Raw genomic sequence first — 22,421 nt, 5'->3', positions numbered from 1 at the left:
GCCGAAGCGGGGCGTGAATGAAGGAAAGACTGGGCTCAGTTGCCGCGGCTTGCGAGGTGCTGCGCGCCGAACTCGCTGATGAACAGCGAGAGCGCCTCCCCCACACCGAAGGCGAAGCGGCATTGCCACTTGTCGTTGTAGCGCGTGACGTCGAGTCCGCTGAAGGTCAGCTTGTCTCGCGACTTAAAGTCTTCGCGAAGATAGCGTCCATCCTGAAGCTCGTTCGCCAGCGCTGCGAAGCCGGACTTTCGGGCGAAAGTTGCAATTCCCCTGAAACATGCTCCGACCCGTTCCGTCGAATAAACGCCGATCGAGCGCTGACCGTTGCCACTCCAACGCGCTTCACTCTGCACCGACATGTCGATGACCACGCCGCTGCTGGTGCGCTTCATCTCCGAGGTCGGCTTCAGATAGAACCCGTCGATAATGGCGCGCGCCGCCTGTTCGTATGCGACGGCGGCGCCGCCCGCGAACTTGCGTTCGAGGTGCGCCCAGAACGCGTCTAGATCAGGGATTCTGCAGCCTTCGAGCGCCTTCCCGATGTCGACGTTGCACGCGTGCAGTTCGTCGCCGCGATTGATGCGGAGGCTCCCGCCAGGAGGCGCAAACGCGCGGCTCGCGCGATGAACAAGGGCGTCGGCCAGGTTCGAGCAGAACGCGCCCAACTCCCGTTCCGTCTTGTAGCTGTGACGGGACTTCGTCGCGCGCATATAGTCCTCAAGGCCCGGAAGGGCCTCTGCCTCAGCGCGGGCCACCGCGTCGTAGGCCTCGGCTGCGGACACCTGCGCTGCCTTGAACTGCTCGATAAGGGTATTGAACATGGGTTGCTCCATCAATCTGGTTGAACGGAGCGCGCCTCTCCCGGGGCGTGCCCCGGATGGGAAAAGGTCTGTCAGAATGAAAGCAGCCCGCCAAAGCGGGCCTTAGCGGTGAAACCGGAATCAAACGTCGTGGTGACGTCGCGCGAGGCGACGCGCATGGTGGAACGTGATGCTATCCTCCATCGTGCCGTTCAGCCATGAATCAGCTTGCCAACCGGGCCGCCCTGCGCCTTGATGAAGGCGTGCGTGTTCGCGATCGCAGGTGTTTTGCGCAGCGCATCCGTCACTAGCAACGCTGCAAACTCGCTCAGGCCTTCACCGATCAAACGCTCGGTGTAGATGATGACGCGTTCGAAATTGCTTTCGTTCGCGTACATCGCGAGCGCTGCGCTGATCGCGTAAAGTGCAGACGGCGCGTCCGGAATCGGCGCAACATCGGGCGTGGCGAGAATGGCCGCGGGCGATGGCAACTGCCGGTAGATCTGGATGAACGACAGCAACTCGGTCGCTGCACCCTCACCCACCGAACCGGCGTGGGAGATGAGTTCCAGATCCTTTGGCACAACGCCCATCGTTTTGGCAACGAAGCCCCAGCTGCGCGGGCTCGGCGTCGCCTCGATGTCACGCGAGGCTTTCTGGACCGACAGCAGGTCTGGCCTGAAGCGCAGGAAGGCAATGAGTTCCGGCGCGACGTCGTTGGCCACGGCCCACGCTGTCCACTCCTCGATCGTCGCCTCGAGCTCCACTACGGTGGCGAAGCGCGAGATCAACGGGTCGAGGAAGCCGCTCACACCCGCATTGTCGTTACGACGGTTGGTGGCCGCGAGAAACGTGACGTTGTCCGGCAGCTTGTGCTCGCCGATGCGACGCGCCAGCAACAACTGCATCTTCGCGGCCTGGACCGCCGGCGAGGCCTGCCCGAGATCGTCGAGGAACCAGATCAACGGGCGTTTGCGAGGTTGCAGCGCGCGCTCGAGATCGCCAAACGGCAGGAAGCGTGCGGACTGCCCGTCGGCCGCCGCGAACGGCAAGCCCTTCGAGTCGGTCGGATCTTCGACGACCGGATGGCTGATCATGAGATCGTGGTCGACCTGGTCCGCGACCTGGGCCACGATGTCGCTCTTGCCGATGCCCGGACGCCCCGTGATCAGCACCGGAAGGCGCTTCGGAACGTAGGCGGTGAGCAGTGCATTGAGCTGGGAAGCGTTAACTTGCATTTGAGTTTCCTTGAAAGAAGAAAACCCTGTGCAGACAACGTCCCCGGTCGGGAACGCTGTCCCGACAGGGTGATTTGGATTGCCGCGTGCGCGGCGGACGATGCGCCGAGAGCGCGAAAAAGCGGTTAGCGCAGCACGGCCGTGAGGGCGTCGCGCTGCACGCCGTTGAGCGTCGAATACTCGACGCTCGTCGCGCCGCTGAAAATGAGAAGGCCGTAGACATCAGCCAGCGCGCGAGCCTCCGCGCAAAGCATGGAATGCTCAGCGTCGGTGGTCGGACGGCGCTCGCGCCAGTGATTGATCGCGCCTTCGATCTGCGCGATCGTCACGGCAAGAGGTTGCTGATACATGGGCGGTTCCTTGTGCGGAAGGCCCGGTAGACGCCGCGCCCGAACCGGGACGGTATCCCTTCCAGGCGGGTTGTATTGCCGGCTGCGCCGGCGGATCGATGCGTCAGGGACGCGGGTGACAGGAGTCAGTGTAGGCGCGCGTGGCCCTTCCCAGCCGCGCAATGCTTGTCAATTCGAGGTAGCTTTCGCGCGTGGACGCGCAGTATGCGGGCAAAAAAAACCGGCGCCAAAAGGCGCCGGTCGATTCAAGGACTCAGGTGAGTTGCAGGGGTGACTGCGCGGTTTCACGCGCCCGGATCCGGGCGAGCATCGCGGCGTCACTTGCGCGTAGCCTGCGGGACCGCTCTTCGCCTACGCCGTTGTGTTTCTCGACAATGTAGGTGAAATACAGCGGCCGGAGAGGCCCACGCCACTGGTTCCACTCGGCGATGATGGCGGCACGCATGACGGGCTCGCACGCGAAATACTCGTGCCGCGACTGCCGCCAGAAGCGCGCCTGCAGGTCACGCCAGCGCTGGTCGCTTTCCGCCAGCATGCGCTCGCGACGTTTGCGCTCCTCATCGACTGGCAACGTCGGACATGGCTGGAACTCATCAATGAACAACGGATAGTCGCGCGCTATCTTCTCCGCCTCGCGGGCTCCACGACGCAGGTAAAGCGCTTCCTTGCGGGCCGTCCAGCAATAACCTTCCGGTCGCGGTTCACGTTCGAAACGCATGGTCGCCTCCTATGCTGCAAGGCGACCGAGGATCGCCCGCGCGTAAGCGAGCGTGCCGTCTTTCGCGCTCAGTCTTCGAGCGGTACGCTCGTTGCCACGCACCAGTGCATAAGTGAAGGAGGCGCCACGTCGAAACCGCTCGATCGTCGAGTACCCTTCGCGTATGGCCCGATCGACATGCTCGACGCCTGTGATCTGTACGTTTTCAGGACCCATGTAACGGGCCCGGGCTGCGACTTCGCGTGCATCCTGCAGATCACGTTCGGCATCGACCTCGACCTTCTGCTTCGCGGCCGCCGCCTCCCATTGCGCCTGCTGTGCCTCGTTGTAGCCGCACAGCAGGAATACCGCGCGACGACGGGCCTCCAGGCGCAGGCCCAGCAACTTCACGCCGAGCACATCCTGGAATGCCGTCTTGCTGGCCCGATTGTGCTCGTCCGAAGTATCGAGCACCTTGAGGAGCGCCTGCACATCGCGATTCGCAAGAGACCGGGACATCCGGTTGCCGTAGTCGAAGGTGTGGCGACCTTGCTCCAGAAGCGCGATGTTGCAGCGGTGGCGATGCATGCGCTGGCTGATGCGACCTGCCTTCAGTTCGTCGTCTGCGTAGCCGATCGAGCGTCTGCAGACGCTCGCCGCGACCAGTTCGCGCACGCGGTCGGCGAGCGGCGAGACCGGTTGCCCCACGTCCACCGCCTTGCTGAACGTCTCAGGAAGCGGCAGGTCATCGATGAGACCATGCGCGTGCAGGACGTCCTCGACTTGCGGATACGCCGGATCGTCGGGCAGCAGATGCGCGAGCATCGTGAGGATGTCCGCGTTCTGTGCGTCGACAGGCTTGCCGTTGTGGCGCATCACGGAAGCCATGGCGCGAAGCTTTGCACCGGGGATGGCTCCGCGCAGGCTGGGAACCTGCAGGAGCACTTCGGCCCACTCCGAGTAACGGAAGGCCTGGGGATCGCCGCGGTACGACGCCAGCACCGTCTCCGGCACCGGAAGGTTGGCGAGAAGCGCATACGCAACATGCAGCGAATGGCGGCTGTTCACCTCGCGCGAACCCGCAAGCTGTGGCCCGCAATAGCCGAAGCCAAAGAGCTGCTGCATCGTCCCGATGCACACATCTGAAAGCACGAAGTGCTTGCCAGCCGCGCGTGCCTCAACGGTTGCAACTTCGATCTGATCCGACGACAGCAGTAGATTGGCGTTGCGGCAAAGCTCCACAAAGTCGAACAGTCCATCCCAGTCGCGCGCCAGAATTTCCCACGGCTCGCGATGCGAGCCATCGGAGCGGACGAACGAACCGGCACGCCGGATCTCGTGAAGCATCTCGGTCACGATACTGCGCGCGGTGCCAGGCATGCGCAGCGCCAGCGCGCCGTTATAGCGCGTGATGCGCTCGCCCGCTTCGGCACCGGCCAGCCGGATAAAGCAGGTGCCGGTCTCGCGCACACGATCGTCCCTGAACAACGGAAAGAGACCGGCGAGCGTCGGCGACGTGAGAACTGCGTCGGGTACGGAAAGCGTATACATGGGTCAAGCTCCTGTGAGCAGGGGCCAGCACCCATCGGGGCGAAGGCCCCGCGAGGGAAAGGGAAAGTGGTGATGAACCGGTCAGTCGATATCAAGCAGTCGCGAAACGACTGCGGCAATGGCCCAGGCCTGCGACCGGCTCAGCACCTTGATGCGTACAAGCGGCTGACTCAGCCAGTGGCCACCGTCAGCTTCCTCAACGAAACGAACGTGGTCGATCTGGACGAGCCATCCTTCCGAATTGCCGATCGAAACAGAAAGGCTAAAGCGGTCCAGTCGATCCGCGATCTGCGGCCACGGCGAGTCAGGTTTCAGGCCGTACCGGGATTCGTTCGCGTCTTCGATGAAATTCGCCGCAACGACCCACTCCGGCTCCAGTTCGCTCTTCCGCAGCTTTCGGCAGATCTGGTCTACGACTTGCCCTACGGTCTTGCCGATGGTTTCAAACGGTTTGGCATCCAGCACGCCGGGCGCGTCCAGACGTTCAAGGGTTGATGGCATGGAAATGTGTCCAGAAAAACAAAAGGCCGCACCATTGGTGCGGCCCTTGATTGGGATTGCCAGCGAAAGCTGGCTTACAGTGACTATTCAGTGTGAATGCGAGCGGCGCTCACGATCCGCGGCGCGGCCCTTGTTCGTCATGTAGCCACCGTAAAAATAGATGGCCAACGTGACGACCAGAGTAAAAAGTGCGAAACCCATGCTCATTCTCCGTTCATGGAATCCATGCCTCTCAAAAAGAGTACCACAAAGGCGAAAACCAGAACCGCCTCGCTCAGCACGGCGGCCAGGGTCCAGTCCGTCGTTGAGTGCCAGTAACCTACAGCGCCCACGATCGAGGCGGCCGACAGCGTGTGAACGAACCGCCCGAACTGCTGACGCTGTTCCTTGTTCCACGCGTGCCCAAAGCGGCTGAATGGGATGGGCGTGCGCGCGGTGGCGTCGCCCCGCTTGAACTGCGCCCCCTCACGAATCAGCGTGAAGCTTGAATTGCCTGCGAGCAGGGTGAGTCGCGGCGGGGATTCTGTCACATCGCATTCGCGGATTAACTGCTGCAGCCGCTCGGACGTGTGCACGATTCCGCTCTCCGGATCAAACGACGCGCCCTCAGACATCTTCAGTCCGCCCGCATACTGGACGACCACGGTAACGATCTCCATGGGCGTCTCCTACCGGCGATCCGAGCCGAGCCCGTTGGTAAGACGTAACGCGCAGAGAAAAGCATCGTAGCCTGAGTGCGATTCGAGCTGCTCCTGGCTGACGGCATTATCCCCGCCGCCCGACAGGTCCTTGCGGCCTCGGCGGGTGCGAAACGAGACCGCCACGGTGCTGCGCTCGGGTGCATCGGCTACCTCGAGCATGAGCCGGTTGGTGCGGAGCGTGACACGGCAGCCGCGGCCGCGTTCGGCCCGCTCGGTCACGATTTCGTGTTCGCCAGTGCGCAGACGCAGGTCGCCTGCAACACGGCGCAGGAAGCGCTCGGCGTGATGCGTAATACCTGTCTCCCGCGCGGTACCCGCGCTACTGCGCGACGCATGGAAGACCTTGCTGGTGTGGTTCATAAACACCTCGGAAAAAGAAACGGCGAGGTGCTCCGTGTGGAGTCACCTCGCCTTGCAGGAAAGGAGCCTACTGCTGTCGGCAAATGGAGAGCGTCAGTGGGTGACGCGAATGCCCGAGCTCGTGTCCATGAGGAGCACGCGATCGCCGGGCGAAAACAACTGGTCGTCGGGTTGGCTGATGACGCGAAGCGAGCCATCCGCCTTACGCACGATGATCTCGAGACCTGCGGTGCGCGAGAGCGCATCGCTCACGCGCTGGGCCACGTAGCCCGTCACGGCCCCCGACATGGCAGCAGCGACGTAGCGGCCGCTGCCGTTACCGATGGTTTTGGAGCCGAGAAAGGCACCGAGGCTTGCGCTCACGAGGCCGGTGATACCCGAGTTGTTGCCCGGGACCTGGATCGTGATACGGCGAACGCGAACGACGGTGGCCTGTTCGAGCGTACCGGCGCGCTGGACATCCGAACGCTGATAGACATCGGGCGAGCCAAAGTCAGGGCTTGCGCAGGCGGAAAGCACGGAAAGAACAACGAGAGCGATGAGAATGCGGATCATGGTGGTTGCCTCAAGGTGATGAGGGCAACCGGAGCCCGTTCGGGCAGAAGTTGCCCGAACGGGTATGGGATTTGGCTTAGCGCGCCACTATGCTGACGGCAAGCGAGACAGCGGGCAGGAACGTGAAGAACGCAAGCGCCGTCACGGGGAGGTCGCCCTGCGAGACTTCACGAGCTTGCGAACGGATGCTGCGGATAGCGCGGTTAAGCATGTACGGCTCCAGGAAAGAAAAAGGGGAGCCGTTTCCCGAATGGGAGCGGGCTCCCAACGGGGGTAAGAAGTGGCGGCGGAACGAAAGTCCGGCCGGCGAGAAAGGGGAAAGCACAGCAGCAAGCCGCTGTGGTCAGGTCGATGCGCGGAAAGCGCAGGGGATAGGGACAGTCTACGGCGCGTGGGGTGCATGCCGGACCGGAATGCTCGCTGAAACAGCGTACGTTTTAGCGGGCGGCTCCGTGCGCCGCGCGCGCACGATGATCGGTGCACCGGATCCCCGTCTCGAGACATTTGCCAGCGCAACCTTCGCAGAAGTACCGGTCAGCGACTGACCTCGCGTCCCAGTTCGATCCGGTGGGCAGCTTCGTTCCGAATTCGATCTCGCGCTCACGCGCGTAGAAGACCGGCTCGCCCGCACGCCCTCGCCGCACGCTCGCGTTAATTTCGTCGGCGCCGAACGCGACACGCAGCGCGTCGACAAAGCGCGCGATCTCGTGCATCGGTCAGTCGGTTCGTTTAACCACGCTAAAGCTCCTGTTCGTATGCACAGCATAGCCGCAACTCTCGTCCCTCCTGGCGCTCCGCATGTCGGTACCCTCCTTCACGCCAATCCCGACGCCGTCCCGCTCGCAGGCGCGTTCGCCGTTGGCGCCATTATCGGGATGCTCCTGCCTGCCATTGCGGAGTCGGTCGCAATCGCCGTCCTGCGTTCGCTGGGTGAACACGCGCCCAGCGCGGTGGCACGCACCCGGTTCCATCTCCCAGTCATTGCCCTTGCGAGCGCCGTCCTCTGCGCGCTATGCGCCGCGACGTTCGGCATTTCGCCAGCAGGTCTCGCCGCCTGGTTTCTTTGCTGCTCGTTGCTCATTGCCGCCGACATCGACCGCCGGCACCACCTCCTGCCCGACGCCGTTACCGGGCCGTTGCTGTGGATCGGGTTACTGTCCAACGTCGCGCGCCTCTTCGCCGCGCTTCCGGACGCTGTTCTTGGCGCGGTGGTGGGCTATCTCGCACTGCGGGCCCTATCGTGGGCGGCAACCGCCGTCATCCACGCGGAAGGCATCGGGCACGGAGATTTCAAACTGTTCGCTGCGCTTGGCGGCTGGCTCGGCTGGCAGGCGCTGTTGCCGATCGCGATCGCGGCGGCCGCGACAGCCGTCACCATCGGCCTCCTCTCAATCGCATTCACCCGGCGCCATGCGCGTAAGCCCCTCGCCTTCGGGCCGTACCTCGCTCTGGCGGCGATAGCCGTCCTCTTTGTGAGCGGCTAACGCCCGCGCTGCGCGACATCGACGCGAAAAAAAGCGCCGCCCGCTTTCACGGGACGGCGCTCGCTTCAAAACTATCCGGCTGCTCAGCCGCGAAGGCCAGGCGTCGGGACGTACTGCAACGACGACGTGCGTCGCTCCGGCCAGATGCACCAGAGAAGCGCGAGTGCCAGGCCAGTCACGTCGGCCGCCATCTGCGCCGGCTGGTTGACGTCGCCGGTCGCAAGGTACTCGCGTCCGTCGTACATGCAGGTCGACGTCACGCCGTACAGCACCGCGAACACGAGCCCCAAAAGGGCCCGGTTGCGCGTGGCCGGCGACACAAAGCTCGACCACAGCATGACGAACAGCACGCATGCGGCGAACGCCGCCGCGAGATGTTCGATGCTGCTGAGCGCCCAGTGACCGAGCCACCACACCTCTTGCACGCGCAGCCACGCGTGGTGGGGCTGAGCAAAGCCCCACAGCCGATGAAGCCCGGTTGCGCCGAGCAACGCCACCGCGAACAGGATGGCCTGGATGCGTTGTGCCGCGATGCGGCCAGAACGCGCCTGAACAGTTGTTGAGAAAAACATCTTCATGCAAAGCTCCTCGTTGAAGAAGAGCAATGGTCGGCCCCCGGGATGAGGGCCGAAATCATTGCGATGGGATATGAGTCACACAGATGCGTATAGCGCTGCGCGAGCCTGATGGCCCGTGACCCGGAGAGGCAGGCCCTCAAGCCGCCTTACGGCGACGTGCGGGTTTCTTCGCGGGCGGCGCTTCGTAACCGAAGCGCGCCCACGCGGCGGGGTCAATCGGAATCGGGTTCGTGCGTCCCGTTGCGAGACTCACGAACACACCCGAGAACGACAGGCCACCATTCCGAAACAGCGACCAGAGCAGGTTGAACGCCTGCACCGAAATCGCCTGATTGATGACGAGCGACTGCTTGCGCAGCGCGTCCGCCATCGAGCACGACGGGGTATCGTCGCCCTTGTCATTCTTCGCGTTCAGCAGGTCCGGAAACAGGTCACCCACATGGGGCAACCGGTCGTGCCGGGGCTTGCCGAACTCGCCGAGAATGACCTGACCACGGTCCGTCTCATTGCCGCAATCGAGGTAGTAACGACACCCGCCCCGGTTCGCCGCCTGCACGATTGCGTGACGGGCTCGCCGCGAATCGACGCAGCCGATCACGATGTCGGTACGCAGATTCACCTTCGAATCAACGCGCCGTGGTTCAGCAAGCCAGTTCGTTCCCATCAGCAGGTTCAGGCGATTCACCAGCAACGTCGCCTTGTACTGGCCGACGTCATTCGGATAGAACCCCTGCCTGCCGACGTTGAACTCGCTTACCGTGTCATCGTCGTACACCGTGCACTCGATACCGCCGGGGTGTCCCAGCTCGATCATCGCGTGGTGCAGTCGCGCGAGCGACGGGAGCAGCGCGCTGCCTGTCCCGCCTGCGCCAACCACAACAACCTTCCACGGCCCGTTGAGCATGTGGGACGGCGTGGTGTGAAGGGTCGGTCCGTTCATGCGATCTCTCCTTCCAGCGCCGTCATCCACTTCTGCGGGACAGCCTGAGCGGGTTCGAACCGCCCTTTCGCGCAAAGACGCAGCGCGACGGACGGTCTGCGATGGCAATGCCCCAGCACGAGCGCAAACTTAACGTCGTGCTGATCGTCGCGATCGTCCGTCGTCGAGAAGTACGCATCTCCGCTGCCATGCGAATGGCAATCGACGACCAGCCATTCCCCACTGCGCAGTTCCGGACGTTCATAGCTCAGGTGAGCAGGGCTGTGAGACAACGAGGGAAGCGGTACGAGGCGAAAGCACCCGGAAGCCGCATCCCACACAATCCAGGCACCCACCTCGTTGGGCATAGCTGCACGCGCCATGCGTGCAAACTCCGCGACCAGTTCGGCCGGCACGGCGCCGCACGGCAACCCGGTCAACTCGGTTGCCTCACCATAAGGCACCGGCGTGCGCCATTCGAACGAGGCCAGCCGACGAACCAGACGGATCCACGGTCGATTGATCTCCAGGAACACGCCGTTTGATGCGATGAGCAGACGCTCGCCCGGGCCGGCCATCGGCGCCACCGGTTCACGCGTGGGCACCATCACGGAGGGAAACGAGCCTTGCAGAGCGAAATCGACGGGATTCATGCTGCACCTCCCCCGTTGATCAGCTTGAGCACGGTTCCTTTCGTCGGCACGAGAGTCTCGAGCGGAAATGAACTGAATTTCCCGTCGACCATGTCGCGCCAGAACGCAAATTCTCCGTTCTTGTATGCGACGCGCTTTCCGCCGTGGTTTGGGTGGGTAAATGCCGACTCGAAAAAGCCGGACTCCCACCCGGCTATCGCGTCAACCTCAATGCGCGTCGGCACACGTGCGGTCCCGACGCAGATCAGGCCATCGTCCCAGGTGTTGAAGTAAGGCGGCTCGAACAACGGCGTATCCGGACCCGGACGCTCCGCAGCCTTGACCGAGAACACGCGAAAGCCATCGTGCGAAGCCTGAAAGACCAGACCAGGGTGAGGCACGATCGCTGTGCGCTTGCCCAGTTCCTTGTTCTCGAAGAACACGCGGCGAGCCGCCGACGGGCACCACCAGGTGACCGAACGGTTCGACAAACCCAGCACCGTCGCGGGAAGAAACGCCGACTTCGATGCCCCGTTTTGCTCGAGCTCACGAAGTGACGTGACAAGCGCTTCGCGCGTTACGGGGCGCCCCGCACCGATCACGGCGCGTTCGCTACGTGGATCGCGATCGACAGCATGGGCCGTCGCGTAGCAGGCGCCATTGCTCCCTTCGTACAGCAGGATCGCGGATGTCAGGCGCACAGCACTGCCGACCTTGCCGGTAATGACATTGTTCATGGCAAAACTCCTAAGAGGTCACCAGCGACAGCAGCGTGTCGAGGTGATTCATGATCTGAAAGGCGAGCGACCAGTCCGCGTACTGCCTGCGGATATCGGCTGCCTTGATGGATAAAGGGGAAAGTGCGGCGAACTCGGTGTGGTCCCCGCTCTGGTACGCGGATTCCATCGTGCCGTCGATGATCTGGCCGATGCGCTCCTCGTCGCCTGACATGACGAACGAGCACGCCGAGAACATCGGCATGAGCGCCGGTTCGCCCCGAAGCAGATCGTTGGTGCGACTCTTGCGCATCAACGCGTTGAGCATCAGCAACTCGGTGCAAACCTTTCGCACCCTGCCGCGCAGACGTGGGCGGAGCGCCCGCAACTGCGTTGGCGAAAGTGTCTGCATGCGCCGCCACCGGTCCTTGCGCCAGCTGACCGTGAGTGCATCGTCGGGGCATAGCTGGGGCCTGGCGACAGAGGGCAAATACGCTGCCATGTCCTCCTCGTCGTCGCCGAAGCGCTCCTTGAGATGCTCCAGAGCATCCTCGTCGGAAGACTCGGGGTCACCATCCCAGAACCAGCTCGCGAACTCGTTGAGAAACCACTCGGGCGAACGGATCATTACCGTGCGGTACGAAGCCCGGTCGATCGTCCTGAGAAGCGTGCGCAGCAACAACGGGTGCGCCGTGCGTAGTGCCTCGACGTGATGCTTCAGTTCGAAGACGTTCTCATCCGGCAGATGAAAGCCCAGATACAACGGCGAAGCAGCGACGAAATCGCTGTCCAGGCACACGTGCTCAAGCGTGGTATCAACCGCGTGCGCGTCCAGAATCAATGGTCGGACGGTGAGGCGAGCGTACGGTTTCTTCTGCCGCCCCACCCAGGCAAAGAATGCCTGCGCGAACGCGTCGAGCTCGTCTCTCGGGTCGCGCACGTCAGAAGCGCGCAACGGACCGTAGCGAAAGTGCGCAAAGATCAGCGCAGATGATTCCTTGCCGGTCCGCCACTTCGTCGTGCCCGTAAGCGGCACCTGCGCACAAACCTGCGGCAGGCTCAGAAGATCATCGGCAGATCGACGTCGGGTAGCGGCAGCGCGTGGCGGTTGCCAGCACGCGGCCGAGCCTCCCGCGACGACTTGATCAGTTGTCGAAGGGTCGAAGAACATAGTGCTGTTTCCTCGTCGGAAAGAAAAACCGCCCTTTCGGGCGGTTCCTGTGCATTGGAAAGGCTCCCCTCGCGGAGAGCGCGTAATAACATGTCCTTACGCATGGGTGCCTTTGGCACCGGCTGCGCGGACGAACTTGTAGCTGGCGACCTCGCCCTTGACTTCCGGGCCGTCGACCGTGGCAGTCGTGAGCTCGGGGTACTGGGCCGCGTAGAGATCGCGAACCTGGTCGGGCGAAAACGCCGGACCCGGATCCACGAAATGCATGCCGTTGTAGATAAATTCGCGAACGAGCGTGGCGATGGTGATTGCCATGGTGGGAGCCCTCACAGAAGTCCGAAAAGATCGGTCTTGCCGTCAGCAGGTGCTGCCGGCGCCGACGTGGAGACGCCCGTGGACGGCTGCGCCGCAGCGGCGTTGTCGTCATCGGACAATGCGTCATCGTCGTTGCCGTCCTCCCCCGATGCGGGCGCGGGAAGCGCCGGCTTCGAGCCCTTCGACAACGCCTTCTGCGCCTTGCCTGCCTGCGACTTTTCGGCCGCCTGCAGGATCTCGTTCGTTGCGCTTACCTGCTCCGCGAGGGAACGGTGCACGCCGTGGAACGATTGCAGGGCCGCGACAAAACCCTCATCGAGATCTGCCGGCGACGCCGTGAGCACCAGGGGTTGCCGCAACGCCGACTCTTTCGAGTCGCCGCCCGGCATGACCACCACTGCCATCTGGTCGCCTGCCATCTTCATCGTGAGTGTGACCTTGCCGGTCTCGCGCACGAACGCTTCGAGTTGCTGGAACATGAAAAGCCTCTAGAAAAAAGAACGCCGCGGCAAGCGCGGCATGTAAAAGGGAATGCGCGGGGCAAGCCCGCGGGATTTTCAGAACTTGAGGACCGTCAGCACCTTGCCGTCGTAGTCGAAACCATCGACGCTCACCAGCGCCTCGATCACCTCGGGCTTCGATTTCGCGAAGACCTTTTTGAAGTGATCCGCACCCATCGCAGCACGGATGCCGAGTTCGTCGGCCACGACCTTCATCTCCGATTTGGTGATGAGTTCGAGGAACGCCTTGTCGAGCTTCCAGTACTTCGTCAGGTCCAGCTTGTGGTGCCTGCACATCTCGGTGAGATACGGGACGTCGACACCCTCGATCGCGGAAGCCAGAATCGCGACGATGAGATTCTCCTGCGCGAGCGGTGTTGCGGCCTTTGCAGCGTCCGCCGCCTTGCCGAAACCGGAAGCGGGCGCCTTGTCGTCAAGCAGTCGCTCCCACAACGCGCGAAAGGCCGTCTCGCTGATGCTGCGAGCCTGCCCCGTTGCGACGATCGCGATCAGATACTGGCGAACCAGTTCGTGATTCATGCCGATGTCGCGACGCAGCGCCTTGCGCCAGAGCGCGACGCGGTACGTCTTGACCCGGTCGGATTCGGCAACCGTTGTCGCCTCCGGTGTCAGCGCAGCGGGCTTGTCGCCCTTTGCGCCGCCCGTGGCCTTCGAGGCACCGGCTGCCGTCGCGGCTTTCGCCGTTGTCGTTGCCGATGCCGGCGCCGATGGCTTTTCGCTCTTGATGCGCGCTGCAACCTTCTTCATGTTGCAGACCGTATCGAAGCACTGGCCCTTGTAGACGTTGCCCAGCGAGTCGGGCAGACCGCTCACCGCCGCGCCAAAGTTCTGGCACGCGTAGCACGCCTTCGCCTGCTCGGCGCCAACGCCTTTCGGACCATCCGCCACGAGCTGGATGCGCGTGTGGTTATCGCCGGGACGCACGATGCGGACGGTCTGGTACTCGTCGCGCAGGCCGGCGGCCGTTGCGTCGAGCTGCTTTTCCGTCCTCTCGCTGTAGCAGGTTCGATTCGTACAGTTGCCGGTGGCGATCGACTCGCCGAACATCTCGGCCTGGGCGGCAGAGTTGTGCTGGCAACCCGCACAGTCCACCTTGTCGAAGATCGCAGCTGACAGCGAGCAGGATGCACGCTCCAGCACTTTCTTCAGGTCGGCAACGCTGTGCCCTTCTTTCACAACAACAGGCAGAAGCTTGTCCTGCTGCTCCTTTGTGAACGCAGCGAAAAGTTCAGCATGGCCGAGCTTGATGCTCCGGGTGTTGAGCGCTTCCAGAACGGACGCACTGCAGTTCATGAGCGCGAGGCGGCCGTTGAGGGTCTGGACGCTCCAGCCGAGACGGCGTGCCGCCTCCTCCCGATCACCCTGACAGCGACCGACGAGCTTCGCTGCGTCGACTGCCTCCTCGCCTGGCGACATATCAGAACGCTGGATGTTCTCGATGAGCGCCATTTCCTCGGCTTCGAACTCGTCGACGTATTTGACCGCGACGGGCATCTCGTAGCTCTCGCCACGTTCTTCCATTGCAGCCTTGTAACGACGCCCCCCAGCGATGAGTTCGTAGAACCCATCGTCGATCGGACGAACGAGAATCGGCGTGTCAACACCGCGAACACGCACAGACGCACGCATCTCGTGCATCTCGGCGTCGTCAAAGTACGTTCTCGGGTTACGACCCAGCTTGATGCGGGACAGCGGAAGTGTGGGTTGCTGAATGAGATCTTGCATGGCGGGTCTCCTGGGAGGGAACCCGCCCCTATCGGGAACAGGATTCCCGAAGGGTAAAAAAAGAAAGGCCGCAAGGGCCGGGGTCGATGCGCCTGAAGCGCAAGAGGTACTGAAACAATAGCCCGGCCAACTGCCGCGCGCAGCCGGAAAGCTCGCGGATACGTGATGGCTTTTATCGTTCGCGCGTTATCCACAGATTCCGTGGACAAGCCTGTGGAGAACGACCCGGGCAAACCCGCGACCAGCGGCTTTGAACGCTGTATCGACACACATTCGGCGAGATTCGCGCCGCGCGTGCGCCGGAGAATGAACAACCGCGGGCATGCATGACGTCGGTTCGTCGTGCAGGTCCGGATCAGATTCGCCCCGTCGCATCGCGGCGGCCGTTTAGGCGCCTAAACGCTTAAACCCGGAATGGTGCAGTTTTTGTGCAGCTTTCCAGCGATCGGCCGGTCGAAACCAGCCTCAGAATCATCAGGCTTTTACCCGTCCATCTCTCCCGCATCGCGCGAAGATGGACGCATGTCCCCCACTGCATCCCATTCCGGTGTCGTTTCGCTTCGCCTGCGCCGCGTCCGCTACCTGATGGACGCGACCAATCCGCGCGAAGGCGTTGTCACCCAGCACGACGCGAACAAACAGACGGTGACCGTGCTCAATACAGAGGATGGCTCTTTCTGGCACGGTCCCGAAGGGATCGTCGAAGTCATTGCCTGACTCGCACGCTGCTCCCCAACAGGAGATTCCTCTCATGAGCGAAGTTTCGTTCGACGGGGCACGCGTGCCTCTCACCGAAGTGCAGGAGTATCCAGCACGGTTTGCCCGCCGCCTCGAGCGCGCAAAGGTCACCCCCGGGTTCGCGCAATGCCACTGCCGTACTGACGCGCCCCGCAAGCTCGTGATCCGCCGTTACGGATCGCTCTTCCATCTCGCCGGCTGGCCGGATGACGGTATGTACCACGCCGAGGAATGCGACTTCCGCAAAAAGCCGGGGGCCGCTACAGGCACAGGCAGCGACAGCAGTGCGGCCATCGTTGCAGGTGCGGATGGTCTCGATGTCCGACTCGATGCGTCGATGGTCCAGCGAGAGGTCGCGCCCGACTCCCGAACCCGCTCCGACACGATCTCTGGCGGCACGTCGCGGCGCGCCGCTCCGCTGCTGGCATTCGTGCAGGCGCTCTGGTCGAACGCTGGCCTGACGTCGTGGTCCGGCGCGATCAGCACCCGAGGCTGGGGTGCGGTCAACTCGATGCTGCTAGGCGGCCTTGGCGAGAACGCGCGGATCAATGGAGCATCGGCTCAAGACGTCCTCCATGTCATGCGACGGTATGAGGAGAGCGAGCGCGACGCGATCAACGAAGAATTCGACAGGTTTCTCGCCGCGATCACCAACGACGGGAAACTATCGCGTCGCGCCCTGATCCTTGGCGAGATCGGTGAAATTGCCGACACGCAGTTCGGGAAATCGGTGACGCTTCGCCAACGCAAGCAAAAGTACTTCACCACGCTCACGCTCATCGATCAGGCCGCAAGGAAGTATGCGCACGCCTGGCGTGCAATCGGCGAGGGTGCCGCCCGCGTGGTCGCGCTCCTGCTGGTCGAACGCACGACAAAGGGGCATCTGCGAATCCTGGATCTCGCCGCGCTGCTGTGCTCGTCGGCCTTCCTGCCGTGCGACTCCATCCACGAGGTCGCTATGGCGAACCGTCTTGTAGCAGAGCGCCGCGTTTTCGAAAAGCCGATTCGCATGACCGAGGGCGATGAGATGCTGCCCGACTTCGTGCTCCTGGATACACGCCCGGCAACGCACGTCGAGGTCTACGGCATGAACGCGCTCGAAAGTTACGAACGACGCAAGGTGCAGAAGCAGACACTGCGGCATGCCCAGGGGATCCCTGCGATCGAATGGAATGTCGATCGCGAGAGCCTGAGCCAGATCTCCCTTCCGCTGCCGAGCCGGCGCACTTGATTCCGTACGTAGCGCGCGACGCCGGGAGTAACTTCCCACGAAGAACGGCGGCTTCTCCGGCGCCGGCGCTTCGCGGACAAGCCTGCTCCCCGGAGTAGCGGCCCTGGAACCGTGCTGCTTGCGGGTTTGGAAACAGGCGGTGCGTGGATAATGGCGACCTACCTTCTACTCACCCCTCGCCATGTACGAGCAGCTGATTCCCTGTGAGCACTGCGGCGGCCGACCCACTGTCGGTCGCTCGCAACGCTTGCTGTCCGAACGCCCTAACCCTCAATACGACTTCACCGAATGGGGCCGTATGGCTGGACCGCCCCGCATTGGTGATCGCCTGCCGAGGCCTCCTGAGGCACCAAAGACCGAACCCCTTGTCTGCATCTACTGCTCGGAATGCGGCATGTCCACGCCGTGGCAAGGGATCGGACGCGACGAGAAGGCGGCGCTCGATCAATGTGGCGCAATATGGAATCGCAGGCTCAGCCGTCCGGAGGCCAAAAAATCAGACATTCAACGTCTGGTCGAACGCGAGGTCGGCACGGCCGATATTCCTGCCGTTCTCGAACTGCTGTCGCGAACCGACGGTAACTGGGATGAGTTGGGCCCGATGTTCGCGATGATCGCCCGTCGCCTCGTCGATGCCACGATCGTGACTTTTGATTCATGGCCAATCGACCCTGTGCTGAATGACGCGGCACGCTGGCGAAAGCTGGTCCAGCTCGCAAAATGGGGCGAAATGGAGGGGGAGACCTACGTCCAGTTCCCGAAGATCTATTCACCCGCCGAACACGGCGAGATGCTTTTCGAAGATCGCATCGCGGCAGCCGTCGACTCCATGCCGGACCGGGATCGCTGGTAGCACACGCCGGAGACAAAAAAACCGGCCACGCGGGCCGGTCGAAGGGGTTCTGGGTGTTTGCTTCGGGGGCCCAAAACCTGAGAGACACGCCTTCATTGTGCCTCGCGGCCGTACCCTCTTTTGCCCCGTATCGTTCGTTCTTGAGTGCTCATTCGGCGCCCCCCGGATCGCGTCGAGGCTCTGCCATCATAGCCACGCCGTGTTGGCTATCCGTGCGCGGCCGGACGTTTCTCCAGACAAATAGCGTTCAAGCCGCTTCGAGTAGCCGGTACAGTGCCTGCCGCGAAATTCCGAGCGCGGCCGCCGCGTGCGTCTTGTTGCCTCCTGCCGCCTCCAGCGCCTTTGCCGCCTCATCGATCGTCGGGGACGGTTTCGCCAGCCGTTCCTGGCGCGCGAACGTCGAAAGATAGGCGTTGGCCTTCGTCACCCGGCTGTGGCCGGCCGCCTCCACCACCCGACGCATCGCCTCCTTATGCAATTCGGGATCGGGCCGCGTGTCGGCAAGCTTGATCGGTGCAGGAACACCGCTCACCTTCTCGTAGAGCTCCTGCAGATATTGATGCCGCAGTCCGTGGCTTGTGATGCCCAACCCTTTCTTGACGATGCCGTGCTTTCGAAGCACCGCCTTATACCGGTTCAGCCATTGCTTGAGCGTGCGGTCCGCCGGGATCGTCGAGCCGGTCAACGGATTTGCGAGCCTAGCGGCTTCCTCGAGCACCGCGATCTTTACCTCTATCGGCACCTCGCGCTTGCGCCCTCCCTTCGTGCCGCGCGTCACATCCAGCATGCCGGTATCCTTTACCGCCTCGAGCGGCCTGAGCAGGAAACTCTCCTCGATTCGCAAACCGAACGCCACCTGGAGCTTCAACTGGACGGCCACGCGCGGACACGTCACCGCAATCTCCGCGATCTTCTCCGCCGCGTTGATGCCGTTACCAGACCATGACCTGTCCACCTCAGCGACATACGAACGCACCAACCCGCTGGCCTCTCGGTCTACGTAGTCCGAGAGCGTGCCTACCATGTTGTCCTTTCCCATCCACCCGGCGAGTGCTCGCAGATACGTGAGCTTGTTCTCGATCGTGCCCCCGCTTTGCTTCGCGTCGACCCAGTGCCGCACCAGCCACTCGATGTGCTTGCGCCGCAGGTTCCACGGGCTCTCGAGTGCGAAGCCTCCCTGCCGCAGCTCGACGAGCGCACCGCATATCGCGCGCACCCTGTATTCCTGGGTCTTGATCGACAGGGCCTTACCGCTAATGCGCGTGCGGCTGTGTATCGACGCCACGTGATCGTCCAGCAGGCGGGTCAGCGCCTCCGCAACCGTGGGCGTCAGCCGGTAACCGCGCAACACCGCCCGCACGTTCAGTATCGCCGCCATCTTTTCTCCATAGCCGTTGCGCTCCGCGCGAAGCCGCACAGACCGTGTCTGCCAGCGCGCGATGCCCGATGTCCCTGCCTGACACCGTTGCGGCCGCACCCGCCGGTCCGTTGTTCCGTGCCGCCCGTGCGGCTTCGCCGATTCCCCCTGAGCGGGGTTCCTGCCTTCCTTGCCTTTAGCGATTCCATCCGATCAGCCCGACGCACGGAAGAGATGCGTTCCGACTGTCCACCTTCCTGCGGCACGGGCCGGATTGCGTTGCGCGCAAACCCGCTCCCGCAATTGACGCTGTGCTGCCTTGCCGCCTGGTGTAGCTACCCGACCGACCCCGGACGCTTTCGAGCGTCTGGACACCACACAGCACCTTGCGGCATGCGGGTGCCCGGGCCAACTGCCGGGTAATTCCTGTTGCGCATTTCTGGTGACGGCTGCGCGGACCGTTCTATCTTCCGTACAGGGAGGCGCGAAACACTGGCGTGGCCAGCGCGCAGGCTCTCCCCCGTTCCGAAGCACGTTCATCTCCGCCGCGGTGTGTCGGGCTTTGTGAACGCACCCAGCACTGTGGGCTGGAGGAACGTGTGTATGACGCATGACACCGGCTCGCGAACTGTCCAACTGTCCGCGTCACCTTTGTCTCATTGCGCCGCATTCCGGCGGACACCCGCCGATCGTATGGATATCGCACTGTCCAGTGGTCCTCAAAGGTGACCATTGGAGAGTTGATCTGATTGAAAAAAAAGCCGCGTCACAAGGGAGCTCGGACAGTCGGGGGAAGGTTGCCCTCGCGGGCGGGGGAATGTTGGGCGGTTCGGCCAGAAACAGGACGCACGAAGTGCCATGCACTTCAGGTCGATGCGCCATCGGCGCGACAGGTACTGACAAGAATAGACACTCGATGCAATAGCGCGCGAGCAAAAGATGACCTGTTCCCGCGCGCTTTCGGAAACTTGACTTCCCGCTGCGCTCGATAGACTGGACACAGCAATGCCGGAGTTCATCTCCGGGTTTGCAATGCATTGCGAAGCAATCCCCGAGATTAAACCGGGGTTCGCGTGAAGTGCAAAAGCAATCTCCGGGTTTATCTCCGGCTTTGTCCCGAACCTACCAATTTCACCCAGTCTGAGGGATCCACAGCATGAAAACTCCCGTCTTCGCCATCGACGTCGGCTACGGCAACACCAAGTACGCATACCGCGCGGCGAGCGGCACAGTCGCGACCGGCATGTTTCCTTCGCTGGCTCCCCTTGCCGCAAGCCGCTCGCTCTCAGGATACGGCGAGAGTGTGCTCGCCTCACGCAAGGTGGCGACCATTACGATCGACCGGATCGAATATGAAGTCGGTCCCGATGTCTCCCTCACGGCAGCCTACGGCAAAACGGGGCGTGCGCTTGCGGACGACTACGTGCTGACCGACAACTACGCCGCGCTGCTCTTCGGCGCACTCCACTTCTCCGGTGCGACGCACGTCGAACGCCTGGTTCTCGGGCTGCCCGTTCACAACATGAAGAAGTACTCGGCGACGCTGAAGGAGCGCTTCGCGGGCGAGATCGACTTCGGCCATGGTCGCATCACCGTCGACAAGGTCGTTGTGCTCCCGCAGCCCCTGGGCTCGCTCGTGCTTGCGGCCAACGCACGCAATGGCGGCTTCGCACGCGACGACGCGCATCTGGTTGTCGACGTCGGCTACTTCACGACCGATTGGGTGTACGCAAACGGCTTCACGATGGACGACAGCCGCAGTGGCGGCATGCCGGGCGGCGCATCGCAGATCTATCAGCGCATCGCCAGCCTCATCTCCAGGGATGAAGACGAGGAGGTGGAGGACATCGAACTCGTCGACAAGGCACTGCGCGAGCACACCCCGTTCTTCTTCTACAACAAGCAGATCGACCTCGCGCCCTACGTTGAGCAGGCTGATCCGATCATCAGTGGTGTCGTAAAGGAAATGCAGAACAACGTCGGCCGGTTGCCGAATGTGCGTTCGGTCATCCTGTCGGGGGGCGGCGCAGCGCTCTACGCTTCGGCAATCCGCCGCGCATTCCCCCGGGTCGTCATTGAACTGATCGACTCGCCTTGCCTCGCAAACGCACGCGGCTTTCTCATCGTTGGCGAAGCCGGACTGACGCGTGAGCGCCGCGCGGCATGAGTGACAAGTTCGAGATGGAGGTGACGATTAATCCCCTCCTTTTCCCGCTGTTGCACGAACGACTTCGACGCTGCGCATCGGCACGCGAGCGCGCGGCGGTACTGAAGTCGCTCGCGGAAGGGATGCTTCGTCAGGAGTCCATGCGGGACGCGGCTCCAGTACGCGTTGACGCGGGCGTTCCTTCGCCCGCGCCGCTAGCGGCGGCGGCGCGCACGCCGCCGCCCCAGCGTGCGCAAGGCGTAGGACCGGCAAGGAACGCGGCGAATGTCCCAGAAGGCATCCAGGCACTGCGTGTCGGCGAGGCAGCGGATGACGCTCCCTCGTTCGATGACGCGCTGGGTGGCGATCTCGCGAATCTCGTCGACTTTTCCTTCTGACTTGACTTTCGCCCGCTTCTGTCAAGATGAAATCAGGCATCCGGTGACACAGCGCGCCGCGCTGTGCACCGGTGCATAAACCTCAAAGGAGAACCCGACATGGAATACGAACGCCTCCTGGCCATCGTCCACGGTCAGCGTCTGGAGGAGCCGCTCACGTGGGTGTACCTCGCCGCGCTGGTTGCAGTTGCCATCGCCGGCTGGAAGTTCGGCGGCGTCCTGTTCGACGGTGCGCAAAATACAGGAGAAGAATAATGAGCAGGTTCGAAAGCGCCTGGGCGAAATTCACGCAGTGGCACTGGCTCGCGCGCCGCGCTGCTGTTGCACTCGCCTGCTATGTCGTCGCAATGCTCGGCGTGGCGCTGTACGCCAGGGGACTGCAGGACACCGGCAGGCTGTTCTTCACCGCGGGCAGCATTGGCGTCGGCTGGGCCGTTGGCTTCTTCTACGCCGCGCGCACGGCCATCTCCCTGATTTTTCGGTGCCGGCGCATGTTTCTCTAGTCATCACGGTGGTTCCTATGGACGAAAAAAAACGGCGGCTCCCGATTGGGGGCCGCCGTCGCTTCTAGGGTTGGAATCATTGCCTGGTATTCGCTGGCACGAGTGCGAGACGCCTCGTGCAGAAGTCGAATGCCGCGTCGAAGGGCTCATCGCGACGAACCGTTCTGCAACTACTGCGATCGAAAACATCGAAGCCTGTTGCGTCCGACTTGAGCACCGGCTGGTTGCCGTTCGCCGCGCCGTTGGTCGCGATGATCGTGAACTTGTTACCAACCTTCATCTGGAAGTAGCTCATCTTCTGCCTCAAAAAAAAGAGCCCGACGGTCCATCCCCGGCGGGGACGAATCCCCACCGGGCAGGTTCAAGAAAAAAGCCGGACGA

The 22,421-nt window shown here is 62.8% G+C and carries 29 protein-coding genes; 8 read left to right on the top strand and 21 right to left on the bottom strand.

The window, feature by feature from the left end; translation table 11 throughout:
* Positions 1 to 35: 35 nt before the first annotated feature.
* The 11 genes from P5W99_RS36200 to P5W99_RS36150 form a co-directional block, all read right to left on the bottom strand.
* Entirely contained in the window at positions 36 to 821 is a 786-nt protein-coding gene (locus P5W99_RS36200) for a hypothetical protein (RefSeq protein WP_434667795.1), read from the bottom strand.
* A 191-nt stretch (positions 822 to 1,012) separates the two neighbouring features.
* A complete protein-coding gene (locus P5W99_RS36195; RefSeq protein WP_434667793.1) occupies positions 1,013 to 2,038 on the bottom strand; it encodes an ATP-binding protein in 1,026 nt (341 codons plus the stop codon).
* Positions 2,039 to 2,163: 125 nt separating this feature from the next.
* Entirely contained in the window at positions 2,164 to 2,388 is a 225-nt protein-coding gene (locus tag P5W99_RS36190) for a DUF3717 domain-containing protein (RefSeq protein ID WP_434667791.1), read from the bottom strand.
* Between the two features lie 253 nt (positions 2,389 to 2,641).
* Positions 2,642 to 3,106 carry a hypothetical protein gene (locus P5W99_RS36185; protein WP_434667789.1) on the bottom strand — a complete coding sequence of 155 codons (465 nt, stop codon included), beginning with the start codon at positions 3,104 to 3,106 and terminating at the stop codon, positions 2,642 to 2,644.
* 9 nt (positions 3,107 to 3,115) lie between these two features.
* Positions 3,116 to 4,636 (bottom strand): hypothetical protein, encoded by a 1,521-nt coding sequence (locus P5W99_RS36180; protein ID WP_434667786.1) that lies wholly within the window; start codon positions 4,634 to 4,636, stop codon positions 3,116 to 3,118.
* An 81-nt stretch (positions 4,637 to 4,717) separates the two neighbouring features.
* Positions 4,718 to 5,137 carry a hypothetical protein gene (locus tag P5W99_RS36175; RefSeq protein ID WP_434667783.1) on the bottom strand — a complete coding sequence of 140 codons (420 nt, stop codon included), beginning with the start codon at positions 5,135 to 5,137 and terminating at the stop codon, positions 4,718 to 4,720.
* 203 nt (positions 5,138 to 5,340) lie between these two features.
* Entirely contained in the window at positions 5,341 to 5,796 is a 456-nt protein-coding gene (locus P5W99_RS36170) for a hypothetical protein (RefSeq protein WP_434667780.1), read from the bottom strand.
* A 9-nt stretch (positions 5,797 to 5,805) separates the two neighbouring features.
* Positions 5,806 to 6,198 carry a hypothetical protein gene (locus P5W99_RS36165; protein ID WP_434667777.1) on the bottom strand — a complete coding sequence of 131 codons (393 nt, stop codon included), beginning with the start codon at positions 6,196 to 6,198 and terminating at the stop codon, positions 5,806 to 5,808.
* A gap of 93 nt (positions 6,199 to 6,291) precedes the next feature.
* Entirely contained in the window at positions 6,292 to 6,753 is a 462-nt protein-coding gene (locus P5W99_RS36160; RefSeq protein ID WP_434667774.1) for a hypothetical protein, read from the bottom strand.
* Positions 6,754 to 6,829: 76 nt separating this feature from the next.
* Complete coding sequence (locus P5W99_RS36155; protein ID WP_434667771.1) at positions 6,830 to 6,964, bottom strand: hypothetical protein; 135 nt, start codon at positions 6,962 to 6,964, stop codon at positions 6,830 to 6,832.
* A gap of 226 nt (positions 6,965 to 7,190) precedes the next feature.
* Positions 7,191 to 7,466, bottom strand: coding sequence for a hypothetical protein (locus P5W99_RS36150; RefSeq protein WP_434667768.1), 276 nt, complete (start codon positions 7,464 to 7,466; stop codon positions 7,191 to 7,193).
* 162 nt (positions 7,467 to 7,628) lie between these two features.
* Here P5W99_RS36150 and P5W99_RS36145 point away from each other — a divergent pair, with 162 nt between their 5' ends.
* On the top strand, positions 7,629 to 8,237 hold the full coding sequence (locus P5W99_RS36145) for a prepilin peptidase (protein ID WP_434667765.1): 609 nt from the start codon (positions 7,629 to 7,631) through the stop codon (positions 8,235 to 8,237).
* A gap of 83 nt (positions 8,238 to 8,320) precedes the next feature.
* Here the strand turns inward: P5W99_RS36145 and P5W99_RS36140 are convergent, their stop codons facing one another.
* The 8 genes from P5W99_RS36140 to P5W99_RS36105 all read right to left on the bottom strand — a co-directional run bounded on the left by P5W99_RS36140 (position 8,321) and on the right by P5W99_RS36105 (position 14,814).
* Positions 8,321 to 8,815: a hypothetical protein gene (locus P5W99_RS36140; protein ID WP_434667762.1), complete on the bottom strand. Its 495-nt coding sequence runs from the start codon at positions 8,813 to 8,815 to the stop codon at positions 8,321 to 8,323.
* 136 nt (positions 8,816 to 8,951) lie between these two features.
* A complete protein-coding gene (locus tag P5W99_RS36135; RefSeq protein ID WP_434667759.1) occupies positions 8,952 to 9,755 on the bottom strand; it encodes a PRTRC system ThiF family protein in 804 nt (267 codons plus the stop codon).
* Positions 9,752 to 10,387, bottom strand: a complete 636-nt coding sequence (locus P5W99_RS36130; protein ID WP_434667756.1) for a PRTRC system protein A — start codon at positions 10,385 to 10,387, stop codon at positions 9,752 to 9,754. The genes P5W99_RS36135 and P5W99_RS36130 overlap by 4 nt, the downstream gene beginning before the upstream one ends.
* On the bottom strand, positions 10,384 to 11,103 hold the full coding sequence (locus P5W99_RS36125; protein WP_434667753.1) for a PRTRC system protein B: 720 nt from the start codon (positions 11,101 to 11,103) through the stop codon (positions 10,384 to 10,386). Before P5W99_RS36125 ends, P5W99_RS36130 begins: the two co-directional genes overlap by 4 nt.
* Positions 11,104 to 11,113: 10 nt before the next feature.
* Positions 11,114 to 12,253: a PRTRC system protein F gene (locus P5W99_RS36120; protein WP_434667751.1), complete on the bottom strand. Its 1,140-nt coding sequence runs from the start codon at positions 12,251 to 12,253 to the stop codon at positions 11,114 to 11,116.
* A gap of 96 nt (positions 12,254 to 12,349) precedes the next feature.
* The gene (locus P5W99_RS36115; protein ID WP_434667748.1) at positions 12,350 to 12,568 is read right to left on the bottom strand and encodes a PRTRC system protein C; all 219 of its coding nucleotides are present in this window, start codon (positions 12,566 to 12,568) and stop codon (positions 12,350 to 12,352) included.
* An 11-nt stretch (positions 12,569 to 12,579) separates the two neighbouring features.
* Positions 12,580 to 13,047 (bottom strand): PRTRC system protein E, encoded by a 468-nt coding sequence (locus P5W99_RS36110; RefSeq protein WP_434667745.1) that lies wholly within the window; start codon positions 13,045 to 13,047, stop codon positions 12,580 to 12,582.
* A 78-nt stretch (positions 13,048 to 13,125) separates the two neighbouring features.
* Positions 13,126 to 14,814 (bottom strand): PRTRC system ParB family protein, encoded by a 1,689-nt coding sequence (locus P5W99_RS36105; protein WP_434667742.1) that lies wholly within the window; start codon positions 14,812 to 14,814, stop codon positions 13,126 to 13,128.
* 522 nt (positions 14,815 to 15,336) lie between these two features.
* Between P5W99_RS36105 and P5W99_RS36100 the strand changes: the two genes are divergently transcribed.
* The 3 genes from P5W99_RS36100 to P5W99_RS36090 all read left to right on the top strand — a co-directional run bounded on the left by P5W99_RS36100 (position 15,337) and on the right by P5W99_RS36090 (position 17,636).
* Positions 15,337 to 15,531: a hypothetical protein gene (locus P5W99_RS36100; RefSeq protein WP_434667739.1), complete on the top strand. Its 195-nt coding sequence runs from the start codon at positions 15,337 to 15,339 to the stop codon at positions 15,529 to 15,531.
* Positions 15,532 to 15,565: 34 nt separating this feature from the next.
* Complete coding sequence (locus P5W99_RS36095) at positions 15,566 to 16,783, top strand: DUF1173 family protein (protein WP_434667736.1); 1,218 nt, start codon at positions 15,566 to 15,568, stop codon at positions 16,781 to 16,783.
* Between the two features lie 181 nt (positions 16,784 to 16,964).
* On the top strand, positions 16,965 to 17,636 hold the full coding sequence (locus P5W99_RS36090; RefSeq protein ID WP_434667733.1) for a Lar family restriction alleviation protein: 672 nt from the start codon (positions 16,965 to 16,967) through the stop codon (positions 17,634 to 17,636).
* A gap of 247 nt (positions 17,637 to 17,883) precedes the next feature.
* Here the strand turns inward: P5W99_RS36090 and P5W99_RS36085 are convergent, their stop codons facing one another.
* Positions 17,884 to 19,014, bottom strand: a complete 1,131-nt coding sequence (locus P5W99_RS36085; protein ID WP_434667730.1) for an integrase domain-containing protein — start codon at positions 19,012 to 19,014, stop codon at positions 17,884 to 17,886.
* Between the two features lie 1,135 nt (positions 19,015 to 20,149).
* Between P5W99_RS36085 and P5W99_RS36080 the strand changes: the two genes are divergently transcribed.
* The 4 genes from P5W99_RS36080 (at position 20,150) to P5W99_RS36065 (ending at position 22,040) form a co-directional block, all read left to right on the top strand.
* Positions 20,150 to 21,160: a PRTRC system protein D gene (locus P5W99_RS36080; protein ID WP_434667727.1), complete on the top strand. Its 1,011-nt coding sequence runs from the start codon at positions 20,150 to 20,152 to the stop codon at positions 21,158 to 21,160.
* The gene (locus P5W99_RS36075; protein WP_434667724.1) at positions 21,157 to 21,537 is read left to right on the top strand and encodes a hypothetical protein; all 381 of its coding nucleotides are present in this window, start codon (positions 21,157 to 21,159) and stop codon (positions 21,535 to 21,537) included. The genes P5W99_RS36080 and P5W99_RS36075 overlap by 4 nt, the downstream gene beginning before the upstream one ends.
* A 99-nt stretch (positions 21,538 to 21,636) precedes the next feature.
* Positions 21,637 to 21,792: a hypothetical protein gene (locus tag P5W99_RS36070; protein WP_434667722.1), complete on the top strand. Its 156-nt coding sequence runs from the start codon at positions 21,637 to 21,639 to the stop codon at positions 21,790 to 21,792.
* On the top strand, positions 21,792 to 22,040 hold the full coding sequence (locus tag P5W99_RS36065) for a hypothetical protein (RefSeq protein ID WP_434667719.1): 249 nt from the start codon (positions 21,792 to 21,794) through the stop codon (positions 22,038 to 22,040). The genes P5W99_RS36070 and P5W99_RS36065 overlap by 1 nt, the downstream gene beginning before the upstream one ends.
* A 76-nt stretch (positions 22,041 to 22,116) precedes the next feature.
* Here P5W99_RS36065 and P5W99_RS36060 read toward each other — a convergent pair whose 3' ends face one another.
* Entirely contained in the window at positions 22,117 to 22,335 is a 219-nt protein-coding gene (locus P5W99_RS36060; RefSeq protein ID WP_434667716.1) for a hypothetical protein, read from the bottom strand.
* Between the last annotated feature and the right edge of the window lie 86 nt (positions 22,336 to 22,421).

Origin of the sequence: Paraburkholderia sp. A3BS-1L, from assembly GCF_051125215.1 — a bacterium.
GTDB lineage: Bacteria > Pseudomonadota > Gammaproteobacteria > Burkholderiales > Burkholderiaceae > Paraburkholderia.
Note: the sequence above shows the minus strand (reverse complement) of the source record. Positions and strands in the feature narration are given on the sequence as shown.